At 70.7% G+C, this 16,676-nt stretch carries 13 protein-coding genes; 4 read left to right on the plus strand and 9 right to left on the minus strand.

The window, feature by feature from the left end; translation table 11 throughout:
• Window positions 1-4 precede the first annotated feature (4 nt).
• The 3 genes from ACE1OC_RS20665 to ACE1OC_RS20675 all read left to right on the plus strand — a co-directional run bounded on the left by ACE1OC_RS20665 (window position 5) and on the right by ACE1OC_RS20675 (window position 2,906).
• Entirely contained in the window at window positions 5-1,096 is a 1,092-nt protein-coding gene (locus tag ACE1OC_RS20665; protein WP_266956733.1) for a ParA family protein, read from the plus strand.
• Complete coding sequence (locus ACE1OC_RS20670; RefSeq protein WP_407838251.1) at window positions 1,093-2,187, plus strand: ParB/RepB/Spo0J family partition protein; 1,095 nt, start codon at window positions 1,093-1,095, stop codon at window positions 2,185-2,187. The genes ACE1OC_RS20665 and ACE1OC_RS20670 overlap by 4 nt, the downstream gene beginning before the upstream one ends.
• 101 nt (window positions 2,188-2,288) lie before the next feature.
• Entirely contained in the window at window positions 2,289-2,906 is a 618-nt protein-coding gene (locus tag ACE1OC_RS20675; protein WP_407838252.1) for a GNAT family N-acetyltransferase, read from the plus strand.
• Between the two features lie 107 nt (window positions 2,907-3,013).
• On the opposite strand, the gene trxA is transcribed toward ACE1OC_RS20675, so the two are convergent.
• The 7 genes from trxA to ACE1OC_RS20710 all read right to left on the minus strand — a co-directional run bounded on the left by trxA (window position 3,014) and on the right by ACE1OC_RS20710 (window position 12,509).
• Window positions 3,014-3,352 (minus strand): thioredoxin, encoded by a 339-nt coding sequence (gene trxA / locus ACE1OC_RS20680; RefSeq protein WP_250738630.1) that lies wholly within the window; start codon window positions 3,350-3,352, stop codon window positions 3,014-3,016.
• Between the two features lie 53 nt (window positions 3,353-3,405).
• Window positions 3,406-4,365 carry a thioredoxin-disulfide reductase gene (gene trxB / locus ACE1OC_RS20685; protein WP_407838253.1) on the minus strand — a complete coding sequence of 320 codons (960 nt, stop codon included), beginning with the start codon at window positions 4,363-4,365 and terminating at the stop codon, window positions 3,406-3,408.
• 125 nt (window positions 4,366-4,490) lie between these two features.
• Complete coding sequence (locus ACE1OC_RS20690; RefSeq protein WP_407838254.1) at window positions 4,491-5,444, minus strand: anti-sigma factor family protein; 954 nt, start codon at window positions 5,442-5,444, stop codon at window positions 4,491-4,493.
• Window positions 5,441-6,145, minus strand: a complete 705-nt coding sequence (sigM, locus tag ACE1OC_RS20695) for an RNA polymerase sigma factor SigM (RefSeq protein WP_407838255.1) — start codon at window positions 6,143-6,145, stop codon at window positions 5,441-5,443. The genes ACE1OC_RS20690 and sigM overlap by 4 nt, the downstream gene beginning before the upstream one ends.
• 24 nt (window positions 6,146-6,169) lie before the next feature.
• Window positions 6,170-7,897: a protein kinase family protein gene (locus ACE1OC_RS20700; protein WP_407838256.1), complete on the minus strand. Its 1,728-nt coding sequence runs from the start codon at window positions 7,895-7,897 to the stop codon at window positions 6,170-6,172.
• Between the two features lie 117 nt (window positions 7,898-8,014).
• Entirely contained in the window at window positions 8,015-10,192 is a 2,178-nt protein-coding gene (murJ, locus tag ACE1OC_RS20705; RefSeq protein ID WP_407838257.1) for a murein biosynthesis integral membrane protein MurJ, read from the minus strand.
• A gap of 46 nt (window positions 10,193-10,238) precedes the next feature.
• The gene (locus ACE1OC_RS20710) at window positions 10,239-12,509 is read right to left on the minus strand and encodes a DUF6049 family protein (RefSeq protein WP_407838258.1); all 2,271 of its coding nucleotides are present in this window, start codon (window positions 12,507-12,509) and stop codon (window positions 10,239-10,241) included.
• Window positions 12,510-12,696: 187 nt separating this feature from the next.
• Between ACE1OC_RS20710 and ACE1OC_RS20715 the strand changes: the two genes are divergently transcribed.
• On the plus strand, window positions 12,697-14,139 hold the full coding sequence (locus tag ACE1OC_RS20715) for a CCA tRNA nucleotidyltransferase (RefSeq protein WP_407838259.1): 1,443 nt from the start codon (window positions 12,697-12,699) through the stop codon (window positions 14,137-14,139).
• Window positions 14,140-14,198: 59 nt separating this feature from the next.
• On the opposite strand, the gene ACE1OC_RS20720 is transcribed toward ACE1OC_RS20715, so the two are convergent.
• Both ACE1OC_RS20720 and ACE1OC_RS20725 read right to left on the minus strand, forming a co-directional pair.
• Window positions 14,199-15,479, minus strand: coding sequence for an MFS transporter (locus ACE1OC_RS20720; protein WP_407838260.1), 1,281 nt, complete (start codon window positions 15,477-15,479; stop codon window positions 14,199-14,201).
• Between the two features lie 105 nt (window positions 15,480-15,584).
• Window positions 15,585-16,667: an inositol-3-phosphate synthase gene (locus tag ACE1OC_RS20725; RefSeq protein WP_274548499.1), complete on the minus strand. Its 1,083-nt coding sequence runs from the start codon at window positions 16,665-16,667 to the stop codon at window positions 15,585-15,587.
• Between the last annotated feature and the right edge of the window lie 9 nt (window positions 16,668-16,676).

The raw sequence follows: 16,676 nt of genomic DNA on the forward strand, positions 1-16,676 counted from the left end.
TGACATGGCAGGCTCTGTTCATCGCGAGCCAGATGCCGAGGAGAGTGACACCGTGCGGTCAGACGCCAACCTTGCGGGGCCGATGGCCGATCCGGTCCCCGGTCCCCGCTCTGAATCCCCGGGCGACGATGTTTCACGTGAAACATCGGCCCCGCCCCTAGTGGACAACGAAGACACGCCCATCGGCCGAGCCGCCCAGATCGCGGTCGAGGCCCTGGGACGTGCGGGTGAGGGCCTGCCCAGGCCCCCGAAGACCCGGATCATGGTGGTGGCCAACCAGAAGGGCGGCGTGGGCAAGACCACGTCGACCGTGAACCTGGCCGCATCCCTGGCCCTGCACGGCGCACGGGTCCTCGTGGTCGACCTCGATCCGCAGGGCAACGCCTCGACGGCGCTGGGCATCGACCACCACGCGGACGTGCCGTCCATCTACGACGTGCTCGTGGACAGCCGCCCGCTGATGGAGGTCGTCCAGCCGGTGGCCGACGTGGAGGGCCTCTTCTGCGCGCCGGCCACGATCGATCTCGCGGGTGCGGAGATCGAGCTGGTGTCCCTCGTGGCACGGGAGAGCCGTCTCCAGCGGGCCATCCAGGCGTACGAGCAGCCGCTCGACTACATCCTGATCGACTGCCCGCCCTCGCTGGGCCTGCTGACGGTGAACGCCCTGGTCGCGGGCGCGGAGGTGCTGATCCCGATCCAGTGCGAGTACTACGCGCTGGAGGGTCTCGGTCAGCTGCTGCGCAATGTGGACCTGGTGCGGGCCCATCTGAACCCGACCCTGCACGTGTCGACGATCCTGCTGACGATGTACGACGGCAGGACCCGGCTGGCCTCGCAGGTGGCGGAGGAGGTGCGCACGCACTTCGGCAAGGAGGTGCTGCGCACGAGCATCCCGCGGTCGGTCCGCATCTCCGAGGCTCCGAGCTACGGGCAGACGGTGCTGACCTACGACCCGGGTTCCAGCGGTTCCCTCTCCTATCTGGAGGCTGCGCGGGAGATCGCGCTGCGCGGGGCCGGATTCCAGTACGACCCCCAGCACCCCCATCAGGGTGCGGGCATGAACAACACGCAGAGCATGGCGGAGGGGATCCAGTGAGTGAGCGACGTAGGGGTCTGGGGCGGGGGCTCGGCGCGCTGATTCCCGCGGCTCCCCAGGAGAAGGTGCCGCCGGTGATCGGTGCCGGGTCGACGTCTCCGTCGGCGATGCCGGTGCTGCCCTCTGAGCGGGGCATCGCGGCGGCGAAGCTGGCTTCGCTGGCGCAGGCCGATGTTTCACGTGAAACATCGGCGGTGGCCGCGTCCGTGAGCGCGCCTGAGCCGGTCGCCGCTCCGGAGGCCGGAGAGGTGGCGGGGGCCACGTTCGCGGAGCTCCCGATGGACTCCATCACGCCGAACCCGCGGCAGCCGCGCGAGGTGTTCGACGAGGACGCGCTGGCCGAGCTGGTGACCTCCATTCAGGAGGTGGGTCTGCTCCAGCCGGTGGTGGTGCGCCAGTCCGGCCCGGGCCGCTATGAGCTGATCATGGGCGAGCGGCGCTGGCGGGCGTGCCGGGAGGCCGGCCTGAACCGTATTCCGGCGATCATCCGGGCCACGGACGACGAGAAGCTGCTGCTGGACGCGCTCCTGGAGAACCTGCACCGGGCGCAGCTGAACCCCTTGGAGGAGGCGGCCGCGTACGACCAGCTGCTCCAGGACTTCAACTGCACGCACGATCAGCTGGCGGACCGGATCGGGCGTTCCCGTCCGCAGGTCTCGAACACGCTGCGTCTGCTGAAGCTCTCTCCGCCCGTGCAGCGGCGGGTGGCGGCGGGTGTGCTGTCGGCGGGCCACGCGCGGGCCCTGCTGTCGGTGGACAACTCCGAGGAGCAGGACCGGCTGGCGCACCGGATCGTGGCCGAGGGGCTCTCGGTGCGTGCGGTCGAGGAGATCGTGGCGCTGATGGGTTCGGAGTCGCCGAGTGCGGTGAAGTCGAAGGGCCCGCGGGCGGGTGCCCGGGTCGCTCCCGCGCTGAGTGAGCTGGCGACGCGGTTGTCGGACCGGTTTGAGACGCGGGTGAAGGTGGATCTGGGCCAGAAGAAGGGCAAGATCACCGTCGAGTTCGCGTCGATGGAGGACCTGGAGCGCATTCTGGGGACCCTGGCGCCGGGCGAGGGCCGGGTGCTGGACCAGGGCGCTGCCGGGGAGTAACGCACAGCCAGGGGGCGGGTCGTGCCGGTGTGAGCCGGTGCGGCCCGCCCCTTTGCCTTGTTGCGGTTTCGGGTGATTCGAGCTGTGGATACGATGCGGTCATGGGTCGTCGGCTGGTACCGCTCACGCTGGACAACCTTCAAGACCTGCCCCGGCGTTGCCGGTCCTGTGTCTTCTGGGAGCTGGACCCCGTCAGCGGCGAGGCGGCCGTGAAGGCGGGGAACTCTGCCGAGGAGAAGGAGGCGTGGATCTCCGCCGTCCTCCTGGAGTGGGGCTCGTGCGGCCGGGTGGTCTACGTGGACGAGGTTCCCGTGGGCTTCGTTCTGTACGCGCCGCCGGCGTACGTGCCGCGTGCGACCGCGTTCCCGACCAGCCCGGTGTCCCCGGACGCCGTACAGCTCATCACCTCGTGGATCATGCCGGGGTATCAGGGGCAGGGGCTGGGGCGGGTGATGGTCCAGACGGTGGCGAAGGATCTGCTGCGCAGGGGGTTCCGGGCGATCGAGGCCTTCGGAGACGCCCGGTGGGACGGTCCGGCCTGTCTGCTGCCGGCCGACCACCTGCTGGCCGTGGGGTTCAAGACGGTGCGCCCGCATCCGGCGCGTCCCCGGCTGCGGTTGGAGCTGCGGTCCACGCTGTCGTGGAAGGAAGACGTGGAGCTGGCCCTGGACCGGTTGCTGGGCGCGGCCCGGAAGGAACCGGCGCTGCGTCCGCTGTGAGGCGGGAGCCCCCCGGTCCCGGAGCGGCCCGACATGCGGACGGGGCCGCCCCTGGCAGGGGGCGGCCCCGTTTCACGCGATCGCGTCCGGACTCGGACGCGGGTGCGTCAGGCCTTGCTGGTGACGAAGCCGTCGAGGTCGCGAAGGATGGCGGCCTTCGGCTTGGCGCCGACGATGGTCTTGACGACCTCGCCGCCCTGGTAGACGTTCAGGGTCGGGATGGACATGACGCCGTACTTGGCCGCCGTCTCCGGGTTCTCGTCGATGTTGAGCTTGACGATCTCGATCTCGTCACCGTATTCGGCGGCGATGGCCTCGAGGGACGGGGCGATCTGGCGGCACGGACCGCACCAGGCGGCCCAGAAGTCCACCAGGACGGGCTTGTCGCTCTTGAGGACGTCGTCATCGAAGCTTGCGTCGGTGACGGTCTTGAGGGTGCCGGCCACAGCGGCCTCCTTCTTTTCCTGCGGGGAGTGGGGTGTGGTGCTGCTTGAGGGTGTCAGACCGCCGCGTGCGCCTTCTCGGCGTCCGCGAGGGCGGCGAGGAAGCGCTCGGCGTCGAGGGCCGCGGAGCAACCCGTGCCCGCGGCGGTGATGGCCTGACGGTAGGTGTGGTCGACCACGTCGCCCGCGCCGAACACACCGGTGAGGCTGGTGCGGGTGGAGGGGGCGTCGACCTTGAGGTAGCCCTCCGCGTCGAGGTCGAGCTGGTCCTTGAACAGCTCGGTGCGCGGGTCGTGGCCGACGGCGATGAAGAGGCCGGTCACGGGCAGGGCGGAGGTCTCACCGGTCTTGGTGTTGCGCAGGGTCAGGCCGGTGAGCTTCTGCTCGCCGTGGATCTCTGCGACCTCGCTGTCCCAGGCGAACTTGATCTTCGGGTCAGCGAAGGCGCGGTCCTGCATGGCCTTGGAGGCGCGCAGGGAGTCGCGGCGGTGGACGATCGTGACGGACTTGGCGAACCGGGAGAGGAAGGTGGCTTCCTCGATCGCGGTGTCGCCGCCGCCGATCACGGCGATGTCGTGTTCCTTGAAGAAGAACCCGTCGCAGGTCGCGCACCAGGAGACGCCGCGGCCGGAGAGGGCGTCCTCGTTGGGCAGGCCGAGCTTGCGGTGCTGGGAACCGGTGGTCACGATCACGGCCTTGGCGCGGTGCACGGTGCCGGCGGTGTCGGTGACGGTCTTGATCTCACCGGTGAGGTCCACGGCCACGACGTCGTCCGGGATCAGCTCGGCGCCGAAGCGCTCAGCCTGGCCGCGCATGTTGTCCATGAGGTCCGGACCCATGATGCCGTCCTGGAAGCCGGGGAAGTTCTCGACCTCGGTGGTGTTCATCAGCGCGCCACCGGCGGTGACGGCACCTTCGAAGACCAGCGGCTTGAGCGAAGCGCGTGCGGTGTACAGGGCGGCCGTGTAACCGGCCGGCCCGGAGCCGATGATGATCACGTTTCGTACGTCGCTCACGGGTTGATTCCTCGTCTCTGCGGACTGACTGCTGCCTACCGGGGGGCCGGTGTGGACTCTCACCCCACCCAACGGATCCTACGGCGCCCGCATTCCCGAGTTGTTCCCCCGGGCTTTCCGGTCTCTCAGCTCCTGGGATAGGTACGGGTGAGCAGCGGCTTTCCGGGCCCGGCTGAGGGGTCGGTGACGCAGGCGGAGCCGACGAGATAGGCGTCCACGGAGGTGGGGTCGCCGGGGTGGGGCAGGACGAGGAGGAAGACGTCCTTGCCCTCGTAGGTGCCGGACTCGAAGCCGAGCGGGGTCTCGGTCCGGCCGGTGGCCTCCTGGACGCAGGCGGGTGCCGTGGGCGCCTCGCCGTCGGCCGGGGCGAGGCTCGGTTCGGACGGCGGGCTGTTCTCCACTCCGAAGGTGTTGTTCCGCTCCCCCGCCGCCTTGTCTCCGTGGGCGGCGGACGCGAGGAGCTGGCGCACCGTGCCGGGGAGCCCCTGGGCGGTGTACTCGGGTGTGCCGGACCCGGACTGCGCGGTGGTTGCGTCTCCCCGCGCGGACATGTCCTGGGCGGGGCGGTCGCCGGACATCAGGCCGAACACCAGGACGCCGGCGGCGCAGGCCGCGAGCAGCCCGCCCGCGAGGGCGATCCGGCGGCGTGCGCGACGCCGGCCGGGGCCGGTTGCGCCGGTCGGGTGACCGGAGGGCCGCAGGCCGATCCTTTCGCCGAGCGGGGAGGCGGGTGTTTCACGTGAAACATCGGGACCGGAGGGCTCGTCCGCCTCTCGGGCGGGGCTGACGGGCGCGGGCTCCCGGTGCGGCGCGGTGGCGTCGAGGAGTGCTTCGGCGGCGAGGGCCGCGTCGATCCGGCCGGAGACGTCGGCGGGCATCCGGGCGGGGCCGGGCAGGGTGCCGAGCAGGGCCCGGATCTCCTCCAGGGAGGCACGGACGTCCGCGCACAGGGGGCAGCCGCCGAGATGGCTGCGTACCTCCGCCGTGCGGGACGGGGAGAGGAGGCCTTCCGCCAGCTCGGAGATCTCCGAGACGTCGGGGTGCCCGATCGTGCCGGTCGCGCCGGTTGTGGGGTTCACGCTCGTCCACCTCCGCCCTTCACTGCGTTGGGATCCGGGGTCGGGTCCCCGCGGTCTGCCGCCGGTGGGACGGTTGTCCCCGGTGTCCGGTTCCTTCCCCGCTCGGTATCGGTGTTATCCCCGGTATGCGTGCGCAGATGAGTGAGGAGCGGGACGAGTTTGGCCCTGCCGCGGGCGCAGCGGCTCTTCACGGTGCCGACGGGGACGTCGAGGATGTGGGCGGCCTCGGCGACGGGGTAGCCCTGCATGTCGACGAGGACCAGGGCAGCCCGCTGATCGGCCGGGAGGGTGCTCAGGGCGGCCAGTAGCTGCCGGTGGAGGTCCTGGCGCTCCGCGGGAGCCTCGGCGGACTCGTGGGGCTCCAGGAGGCGCTCCAGGCGGTCCGTGTCGTCGAGGGGGGACGTCCTGCGGGAGGCGGCCTTGCGGGCCCGGTCCAGGCAGGCGTTCACGGTGATGCGGTGCAGCCAGGTCGTGACGGCTGATTCGCCGCGGAAGGTGTGCGCGGCCCGGTAGGCGGAGACGAGGGCGTCCTGCACGGCGTCGGCGGCCTCCTCCCGGTCGCCGAGGGTGCGCAGGGCGACGGCCCAGAGCCGGTCGCGGTGCCTGCGTACGAGCTCACCGAAGGCGTCCGGGTCTCCGGCGGCGTGCAGCGCCAGGAGTTCCTGGTCGCTGCGGCCGCCGATGGGTGTTGCCTCGTCCAACGCCGCCCCCTTCGCTGCTGCCGGTCAGCCTGTGAACTTCACGTCGGTGATGGCCTGCTTGTACCCGGCACCGCTGCCGCCCTCGGCGGGAGCCCACGGCATGGCGGTCATCCACAGCAGGACGTACCGGGTCTTGACCGGCTTGTCGACGGTCAGGGTGAAGCTGCTGTCGGAGGTTTTGGCCGTGGCCAGCTTCGGCATGGAGGAGACCGTGCCGGAAGGGTCGAGGGAGTTGGCCGCGTAGAGCGTGGTGGTGGTGTGGTCGCCCGCGAACCGCAGCGCTATGAAGGCACTGGTGACCTCTTGCTCGGATCCGAGGTCGTAGACGATGCCGACGCCGGTCTTGATGGACGGCTTCAGATCGGGACCGTCGAGGTAGTACTTGGTGCGCCAGTACGTGGAGGAATCCCCGTCGTAGGTGTTCTTGACGGATCCCGCGTCCTGGGGCTTGTCGTCGGGTGCGTACTCGCGTGCACCGGTGATGGTCAGGGTTACCGGTACCTTCTTCTGCTCGATGTCCTCGGGCTTCTGCTGGGAGTTCTGGCTCCCGCTGTTGCTGCCCTGGTTGTTCCGGTTGAGCAGGGTGTCGGCCAGCTGCCAGCTGCCCAGTCCGAGGGCGGCGATCAGCAGGGCCGCGACGCCCCACTTGAGGACGCGGCCGGTACGGCTCTGCAGGGGCGGCGGCGGAGGGACGACGGTGAGGACCTGGGCAGTGGGCATGCCGGGGCCCTGGGGCCTGCCGTAGCTGCCCTGCTGGTACGTGGTGTGCTGGTACTCCGGAGGGGCCGTGAAGGTGGGCTCCGGCGGGCGGATGCGGGGCATCGCGGCCACCGCCTTGGAGAGCTCCTCCGGGGTGGTGCAGGCGGGCTCCTGCCGCGAGGCGGTGGCTCCGTCGTTGGCGAGGGCGCGCATGGCCAGCTCGCCCAGCCCCCGGTGCACGCCCGCGCGGACCTGGTCGGGGGCGATGAGACCGACGCCCTTGGGCAGGCCGGTGAGGCCGTAGGCATCGTTCTCGTACGGCCAGCGCTGGGTCAGCGCGGCGTACAGGAGGGCGCCGATGGCCTCGGTGTCCGCGCGTTGCGGGGTCTCGCTGGTGATGCCGCGCAGGGCGGCGTTCACGGCGAGGCCGCGGATGCGGTACTGGCCCGTGGAGGTGCGCAGTATGGCGCTGGGGGTCAGGCGCAGGTGTGCCAGGCCCTCGCGGTGCGCGGCGGCCATGGCCTGGGAGACCTGGCTGACGAGCTGGTAGGCCTCGTGCGGTTCCATGGGGCCGGCGGCGAGGACCGCGGTGAGCTCCGTGGCGTCGGGCAGCCACTCGTGGACGACGTAGACGAGGTCGTTCTCCTCCACGGCGTCGAGGACCTGGACGAACCGGGGGTCGCCGAGCAGGGCCGAGGAGCGGGCGGCGGCCAGGACGGCGCGGGCCCGCGCGTGGTCGGCGGGCAGCAGGTGGACGCCCACGGCCCGGCGCAGCTTCTCGTCCATCGCGCGCCAGCTGCTGAATCCGTCCAGACGGGTGACGCATTCTTCGAGCCGGTAGCGTCTGGCCAGCTTGTGGCCGCTGTGCAGCTCGGGCGCGGCAGCAGGTGCCGGGGTCCTGCGTTCGCCGTCCTTCTCGGGCATGGTTCCGTCCGCGGCTTGTCCGTTCTGGGTGTCCACCCCGTCGGCCGTGGCCTGGGCCGTCTCCGCGGCCAGCGGCTCGTCGCCGCTGTTGTCGGCCACGTCGACGGCAGCCGTGCTACGTTCCGCCACCGTCGTCCCCGCCTCCCCATCCGTTGCGCGCTGTCGGCCAGTCTGCGAAGCCATGCCAATTGTGCCCACAGTCCACCGATCTGCACGACACGCCAGAGGACAGGATGGTTGTACGCATCAGCGCCCCAGGCGCCCGCGGACCATCCCGACCATGGCGTTGAGTTCTTCGATGCGCATCCGCTTGGCGGCGACGAGGAACACCGCTGCCAGGGAGATGCCGCCGGCCACCAGGGCGGTGAGGGAACCGAGGGCTCCGCTGCCGATGTAGTGCAGGACGGCGAAGGCGACGGCGCCGGCCACGGCGGCGGCGGGGACGCAGGCGCCGATGAGCCGGGTGTAGGTGCGCATCACGTGCGCCCCGTCGAGATCGCCGCCGAGGCGGGTGCGCAGGCGGCGCCAGGCGACACCGACGCCCACGGCGTAGCCGAGGCCGTAGGCGGCGGCCATGCCGACGACGGCCCAGCGGGCGGGGAGCACGAAGAAGGCGACGGCGGACATGCCCGCGTTGACGGCGGCCACGATGACCGTGTTGTAGAAGGGCGTCCGGGTGTCCTCGTAGGCGTAGAAGCCGCGCAGGACCACGTACTGGACGGAGTAGGGGATCAGTCCGAGGCCGAAGGCCATCAGGATGAAGCCGATGTTCTGGGCGCTCTGGGTGCCGGAACCGGCGTAGAGCAGGCCTGCCATGGGGACGCCGAGGGCGAGGAACGCGAAGGCGCAGGGCACGATCGCGACGGCCGAGGTGCGCAGTCCGTAGGAGATGTCGTCGCGGACGGCGGCGGCGTCGCCGTCGTGGGCGGACCGGGAAATGCGCGGCAGGACGGCGGTCATGACGGAGACGGTGATGATGGCCTGCGGCATCTGCCAGAGCAGCAGGGCGTAGTTGTAGCCGGTGATGCCGGTACCGCCGTGGCCCTGCTTGTCGGCCACCTCGCCCGCCCAGGTGGCGAGCTGGGTGACGACGATGAGGCCGAGCTGGTTGGCGAGGACGAAGAAGAACGTCCACTTGGCCAGGCCGGCGGCCTTGCCGAGGCCGTGGCCCTTCCAGTCGAACCGCAGGCGCGGCTTGAAGCCGGCGTCGCGCAGGTAGGGAAGCATCGCCAGGGACTGGACGACGAGGCCGAGGAGGGTGCCGAGGCCCAGGAGCCGGACGCCTTCGGGGGTGATGCCGGCCTCGGTGACGCCCGTGGTGGTGAAGCCGCCGAAGGCCCAGATGAAGGCGCCGAAGGTGGCGATGACGACGATGTTGTTGAGGACCGGGGTCCACATCATCGCGCCGAACCGGCCGCGGGCGTTGAGGATCTGACCGAGGACCACGTGCATGCCCATGAAGAACATGGTGGGCAGGCAGTAGTGGGCGAAGGCTACGGCGACGTCCAGGCGGGCCGGGTCGTCGGCGATCTTCTGCGACATCATGCCGATGAACAGCGGGGCCGCGAGCACGCAGACCACGGTGACGGCGCCCAGCAGGACCATGACGAGGGTCAGCAGCCGGTTGGCGTACGCCTCTCCCCCGTCCTCGTCGTTCTTCATCGCGCGCACGAGCTGCGGGATGAAGACGGCGTTGAGGGCGCCGCCGCCGACCAGGACGTAGATCATCGTCGGCAGGGTGTTGGCGACCTGGTAGCTGTCGTTGAGGGTGGCGACGCCGATCGCCCCGGCGATCACCAGGGTCCGCAGGAAGCCGGTGATGCGGGAGACGATCGTGCCGGCGGCCATCAGGGCGCTGGACTTGAGCAGGCTGGAGGCGCGTCCGGCGGGCTTGCTCGGTGCCGGGGCGGCCACGGGCGCGTCCTCGGCGGGCGTGCGGGGCGCCGCGTCCTGGTCCCGGTAGAGGTGCGCGAAGGCGTCGGGGCGGGGGTCCTGGTCGGCGGCCTTGGTCACGAGGGAGTCCACGCCGACGAACTGCGTGGTCGTGGCGTGGTCGCCGTAGGGAAGGTGCCGGGAGGGGCCGTCCGGCTCGGGCGGCGGGGTCTGGGCCCACACCCGCGGGTCCGGGGCGTAGGAGGGGGCCGCCGGGGCGGCGTAGAGCGGGCCGGGCTCCTGGAAGGTGCCCGGCGGTGGCGGCGGGTGCGAGGCCCGGTCGTAGAGGACCTCCGCCACCGGATCCTGGGCGGAGAGGTCCTGCGCCCGGTACGGGTCGTAGGCGTAGGCGTCCTGGACATAGGGGTCGTGGTCCGGCGCGGGCGCGGGCGCGGGAACCTGCCCCGGCACCGGGGCGCCGGGGGCAGTGCCCTGGGAGGGCGCGGGCCCGCCAGTGCCCTGCGCGCGGTCACCTTCGTACGGCGCGTTCATCGAAACCCCACCTCATCGTCCCCAGGCCGACCGGCCACGGCATCGCTCAACGGTCCACTGTCTCACCCGTGCCGGACGGGTCCGCGCTTTGCGGTCCGGTGTCCGGGGACTCGTCACTCTGCTGCGTGCTCTCCTCTGCGGCGGTGCGTGCCGCGACACGCTTGCGGCTGGCGTACATCTTGATGCCGGCCAGCACGAGGAGGAGGACACCGCCCGCGATGACGAGCATGACGGTCGGGGTCACCTCGGTGGCTTCGACGGTGAACTTGCGGGCCTTTCCGTAGGGCACGCCGTCGGTGGTGAAGAGCTGGGCCGTCACCGAGACCGGGCCGCTCGCGGTGGCGTTGGCGGGGAACTTCACGGTCTGGCTGTGCCCGCCCTGGATCGCGACTTCCTGCTGGGCCTCGCCGCTGTCGCCGAACATCAACCGGGTCGGGTTGGCGGACTGCAGTCGCAGGACCAGGTTGTGGGTGTCCTGGACGAGGCTGTTCTGGACGGTGACCGGGATGGTCGCGCTGTGTCCGGAGAGCGTCGCGTCGGACTTCGGGATGATCTTGACCTTCTCGGTGAGCCGGACCAGGTACTGCTGCACCTGGTCCCGGTAGGCGCGGGCCGCGTCGGGGCGGCCGCGCCACGAGGAGGACATCTCCCGGTTGGTGGTGTTGCCGAAGGGGATCTCGACGCGGTCGGGCGCGGTCAGGATCACCTTGAAGTGGCCGAGCGTGTTCTCGGTGGTGCGGATCTTCTCGAAGGCGGAGACCGGCAGTTCCTGCTTGCTCAGCGCCTCGGGGTACTGGCCGGCGCCCGGGACCTGGGTGGCGGCGCGGGGGTCGGGAGTCGCCGCGGCGGCCGCCTCCAGGTCCACGCCCTGGCTCCAGCGGCCCGACTGCAGACCCCGGATGGCGGCGGCCATCGTCTGTGCCTGGCTGGCGCTGGGCATCCGCTGCGGAGCGACGACGAAGCTGCGCTGGTTGTCGGTCTTCTGCAGGTTCAGGGCGAGGGTCTGGGCGAGGAACTGCTGCACCGCGAGGGTGGAGTTCCCGGCGCGGAGCATGTCGCCCTGGAACGCGGTGGAGAGGTCGGCGTCGGCGACGACGGCCGTGGTGCCCGCGCCGATGGGCCGCGCGGCCGACGGGGTGTAGCCGAGGGCGCCGGTCTCCTGGAGGCTGTCGCTGCGGGTGAGGACGTTGTGGGCACCGGCCGAGGTCGCGACGTTGACGATCGACGGGTCGATGGCGCCGTCCACGGGCCAGGAGAAGTCGGTGCTCGCGGGGACGTGCAGGACGGTCTCGACGGCCTGCTTCGCCTTGTCCGTGGCCGGCCGCAGTTGTCCCAGGGTGCCGGAGACGTCCTTGCCGCGGTGGGCGAGCGAGGCGATGTCCGGGTCCGCGAAGGGCAGTGCGACGACCTTCTTGCCCTGGACGGCGCTTTCCAGCGAGCTCAGCCACTGCTCGGCGATGGCCTTGTTCTTACCCGGGACTGTCCGGCCCTCGGGGGTGCGGACCCGGTACCCCTTGGTCATGGCGTCGACGGTGTAGAGCAGGTCCGGATCGATGACCCAGGTGATGGGAAGGTCCTTGCCGAGCGTGACCATCTGCTCCAGGCGGCCGCCGGTCCGCAGCTCGTCGGCGAGGCTGTCGTCGAGGAAGACGGGGGTCTGCAGCTCGTCCGAGCCGGTCTCCGAGGTCAGGTGCGTGGTGGAGATCAACGGCCAGGCGTACGCGAGCTGGGAGCGCTTGGCGGCCGGCTCCGGCTGCCAGGGCAGGAAGGTCCGCTTGATGCCGAGGACCTGCTCGTACTGGCGGCTCTCGGTCTCCCCGGACACGGAGACGCCGAGCTGGTAGACGCCGTCCTCGTCCAGGTCCAGCTTGTTCACCGGAACCTTGAGGGTGAAGGGCTGGCTGACCTTCGAAGGCAGCGAATCGATCTTCACGGCGAACTCGGGGCCGACTTCCGCCGGGTCGGTGCCCGCCCGGAACGCGCCTCGCTCGGCGGCCTCGTCGATGGAGCTGCGGTCCCCGAGCGCCGGCCCGACCCGCAGACCCACGTGTGCGTCGGTGATCTTCTCGGAGCCGTTGTTCTTCACGGTGCCCGAGATGGTGAGGGTGTCGCCCTTGACCGGCGCGCTCGGTGCCAGGGCGTCGAGCTGGACGTCGACGGCGGTGGCCGCGGTGCCGGCGGCCTGGGCCTCGGGCACGTGCGAGTAGACCAGGCCGGCGAGCACCGGCGTCCCGGCGAGCAGGACGACCGCGCGTCGCAGCCAGCGCCGCCGGGCAGGAGCGAGGGACGCCCCCTGGATGTCTGCCGCCTCGGCCAACGCGCTCGCCCGTCCCTCGGAGTGTCAGTGGTCGTCGTTTGTGCGTCCACGCATGGTAACGAGGCCCGCTGTGCGCGAGTGCCGCGCCTTGCTCCACATGATCGGGCCCGCCCCGGAGCGGCCGCGGGCCGGGGTGGCCGCAAAACACGGGAGCTCGCGGCGGGCCGGGCACGTACCCTTTTCTGTTGTGCCGAACGCCAACGAAGACAACCCCAGTGTCCTGAATCACGGGCAGGCCCGCGCGGTGAGTGAACTGCTGCGGATCGCCCCTGTCGCCGACGAGCTCGGCCGCCGTTTCCAGGAGGCGGGTTTCCGCCTCGCCCTGGTCGGCGGGTCCGTCCGCGACGCGCTGCTCGGGCGCCTCGGCAACGACCTCGACTTCACCACCGACGCCCGGCCCGAGGATGTTCTCAAGATCATCAGGCCGTGGGCCGACTCGGTCTGGGACGTCGGCATCGCCTTCGGCACGGTCGGTGCGCAGAAGGACGGCTTCCAGATCGAGGTGACCACCTACCGGTCGGAGTCCTACGACCGGACCTCGCGCAAGCCCGAGGTCTCCTACGGCGACTCCATCGAGGAGGATCTCGTCCGCCGCGACTTCACGGTGAACGCGATGGCCGTCGCGCTGCCCGAGAAGGAGTTCGTGGACCCTCACGGCGGTCTGGAGGACCTCCGGGCGGGTGTGCTGCGCACCCCGGGCACTGCCGAGGACTCCTTCTCCGACGACCCGCTGCGGATGCTGCGGGCGGCGCGGTTCGCCGCGCAGCTCGACTTCGAGGTCGCCCCGGACGTGGTGGCGGCGATGACGGAGATGTCCGGCCGCATCGAGATCGTCTCGGCCGAGCGGGTCCAGGGCGAGCTGAACAAGCTCCTGCTGTCCGCGCACCCGCGCAAGGGCCTGGGCCTCCTCGTGGACACGGGGCTGGCCGAGCACGTGCTGCCGGAGCTGCCGGCGCTGCGGCTGGAGAGCGACGAGCACCACCGGCACAAGGACGTCTACGACCACTCGCTGATCGTGCTGGAGCAGGCGATCGCGCTGGAGGAGGACGGCCCGGACCTGGTGCTGCGGCTCGCGGCCCTGCTGCACGACATCGGCAAGCCCCGGACCCGTCGGTTCGAGAGCGACGGGCGGGTCTCCTTCCACCACCACGAGATGGTGGGCGCGAAGATGACCAAGAAGCGCATGACCGCGCTCAAGTACTCCAACGACATGGTCAAGGACGTGGCCCGGCTGGTGGAGCTGCACCTGCGCTTCCACGGGTACGGGGACGGGGAGTGGACCGACTCGGCCGTGCGGCGCTACGTCCGTGACGCCGGTCCGCTGCTGGACCGCCTGCACAAGCTGACCCGTTCCGACTGCACCACGCGCAACAAGCGCAAGGCGAACGCGCTCTCCCGCACCTACGACGGGCTGGAGGAGCGCATCGCCCAGCTGCAGGAGAGGGAGGAGCTGGACGCGATCCGGCCCGACCTCGACGGCAACGCGATCATGCGGGTCCTCGATGTGGGCCCCGGCCCGGTGATCGGCAAGGCGTACGCGTTCCTGCTGGAGCTGAGGCTGGAGAACGGTCCCATGGAGCACGAGGCTGCGGTGGCTGCCCTCAAGGAGTGGTGGGCCGCTCAGGCCTGAGAGCCCGGGCCCCGATGTTTCACGTGAAACATCGGGGCGGAGCGCCGGTCGTGGTGCGGTCAGGGCGATGTTTCACGTGAAACATCGCCCTGACGCATGAGGAGTGCGGCGGTCGCGGCGTAGAGCAGGGCCACCCCGATGATCAGGGGGACGGAGTGCCCGTCGAGGGGGAGCACGAGTGCGGCCACCCCGGCGGCGCCGACGAAGGCGGCGTTGAAGAGCACGTCGTAGACGGAGAAGACGCGGCCGCGGAAGGCGTCGTCCACCTGGGACTGCACCACGGTGTCGGTGGAGATCTTGGCCCCCTGGGTGGCCAGGCCCAGCACGAAGGCGGCCGCCAGCATCGGCCCGGGTGCGAAGAACAGGCCGAGCGCCGGCACGAGCACCGCGGCGCCCGCGGCGCACAGGGTGATGGAGCCGAGGGCGCCCAGTCGGCCCACCAGCCAGGGAGTGACGACGGCGGCCGCGAAGAACCCGGCCCCGGAAACACCGACCGTGACGCCCAGCAGGGCCAGCCCGTCGGCCTCGTTGTCCGACCAGGCGTAGCGGCAGAGCATGAGCAGCGTGACGAACAGGGCCCCGTAGCAGAACCGCATGACGGTCATGGCGGTGAGCGCCCGGGCCGCCTCGCGCCGGGAGGCCAGGTGGCGCAGGCCTTCGGCCAGGCCCCGCACGGTGAGGGCGACCCCTTGGACGACCGTCGGGTTGATCCGCCCGGGAGGGTGGTCGGGCCCGAGGAGGTCCAGTGCCAGGCGCAGGGAGACCAGGGCCGCGCACAGGTAGAGGCCGGCTCCGAGGAGGACGACGAGGGCGTCGGAGTCGTCGGCGAGTACGCGGACGAGGAAGGCCAGTCCCCCGCCGGCGACGGCGGCGAGCGTTCCCGCGGTGGGTGAGAGGGCGTTCGCGGTGACCAGCTGACCGGGCCCGACGACCCGCGGCAGGGAGGCCGCGAGCCCGGCCAGGACGAAGCGGTTGACCGCGGTCACGGACAGGGCCGAGGCGTAGAAGAGCCAGTCGGGGACGTGCGCGACGATCAGCATGCCCGTGACGCAGGCGAGGAAGGCCCGCAGCAGGTTGCCGTAGAGGAAGACCTGGCGGCGGCGCCAGCGGTCCAGCAGGACTCCCGCGAAGGGGCCGATCACCGAATAGGGCAGCAGGAGTACGGCCATGGCCGAGGCGATGGCCGCGGGCGAGGCCTGCTTCTCCGGGGAGAAGACGACATAGGCGGCCAGTGCGACCTGGTAGACCCCGTCGGCGGCCTGGGAGAGCAGCCGTACGGCGAGCAGGTTGCGGAAGTCCCGCAGACGCAGGAGTACGCGCAGATCACGTACGACAGCCATGAGGGAAAGGGTCACACACGCGGAGGGTCCCCGGGCACATTGCCCGGGGACCCTTCACGGAAGAGCTCTCGCAGTCCAGGTGTCCTTGCGGACGCCGGGGTTCGACTAGCGCTCGACCTCGCCCTTGATGAACTTCTCGACGTTCGCGTACGCCTCGTCGTCGAAGTACTGCACCGGCGGGGACTTCATGAAGTAGCTCGAGGCCGACAGGATCGGGCCACCGATGCCGCGGTCCTTGGCGATCTTCGCGGCGCGCAGCGCGTCGATGATGACACCGGCGGAGTTCGGGGAGTCCCACACCTCGAGCTTGTACTCGAGGTTCAGCGGGACGTCGCCGAAGGCACGGCCTTCGAGGCGGACGTAGGCCCACTTGCGGTCGTCGAGCCACGCCACGTAGTCGGACGGGCCGATGTGGACGTTCTTCTCGCCGAGCTCGCGGTCGGGGATCTGCGAGGTGACGGCCTGAGTCTTGGAGATCTTCTTCGACTCGAGGCGGTCGCGCTCCAGCATGTTCTTGAAGTCCATGTTGCCGCCGACGTTGAGCTGCATGGTGCGCTCAAGACGGACACCGCGGTCTTCGAACAGCTTCGCCATCACGCGGTGCGTGATGGTGGCGCCGACCTGCGACTTGATGTCGTCGCCGACGATCGGGACACCGGCCTCGGTGAACTTGTCAGCCCACTCCTTGGTGCCGGCGATGAAGACCGGGAGGGCGTTGACGAAGGCGACCTTGGCGTCGATGGCGCACTGGGCGTAGAACTTCGCCGCAGCCTCGGAACCGACCGGCAGGTAGCAGATCAGGACGTCGACCTGACGGTCCTTGAGGGTCTGGACGATGTCGACCGGGGTCTCGGCCGACTCCTCGATCGTCTCGCGGTAGTACTTGCCCAGACCGTCCAGGGTGTGGCCGCGCTGAACGGTCACACCCGCGCTCGGGACGTCGCAGATCTTGATGGTGTTGTTCTCGCTGGCGCCGATGGCGTCCGAAAGGTCGAGGCCGACCTTCTTCGCGTCGACGTCGAACGCGGCGACGAACTCGATGTCGCTCACGTGGTAGTCGCCGAACTGGACGTGCATCAGACCGGGGACCTTGGCCGCCGGGTCGGCGTCCTTGTAGTACTCGACGCCCTGCACCAGCGAGGCGGCGCAGTTGCCTACGCCGACGATGGCTACGCGAACCGAACCCATTCCGGTTGC

Origin of the sequence: Streptomyces stoeckheimensis, from assembly GCF_045822005.1 — a bacterium.
GTDB classification, from domain to species: domain Bacteria; phylum Actinomycetota; class Actinomycetes; order Streptomycetales; family Streptomycetaceae; genus Streptomyces; species Streptomyces stoeckheimensis.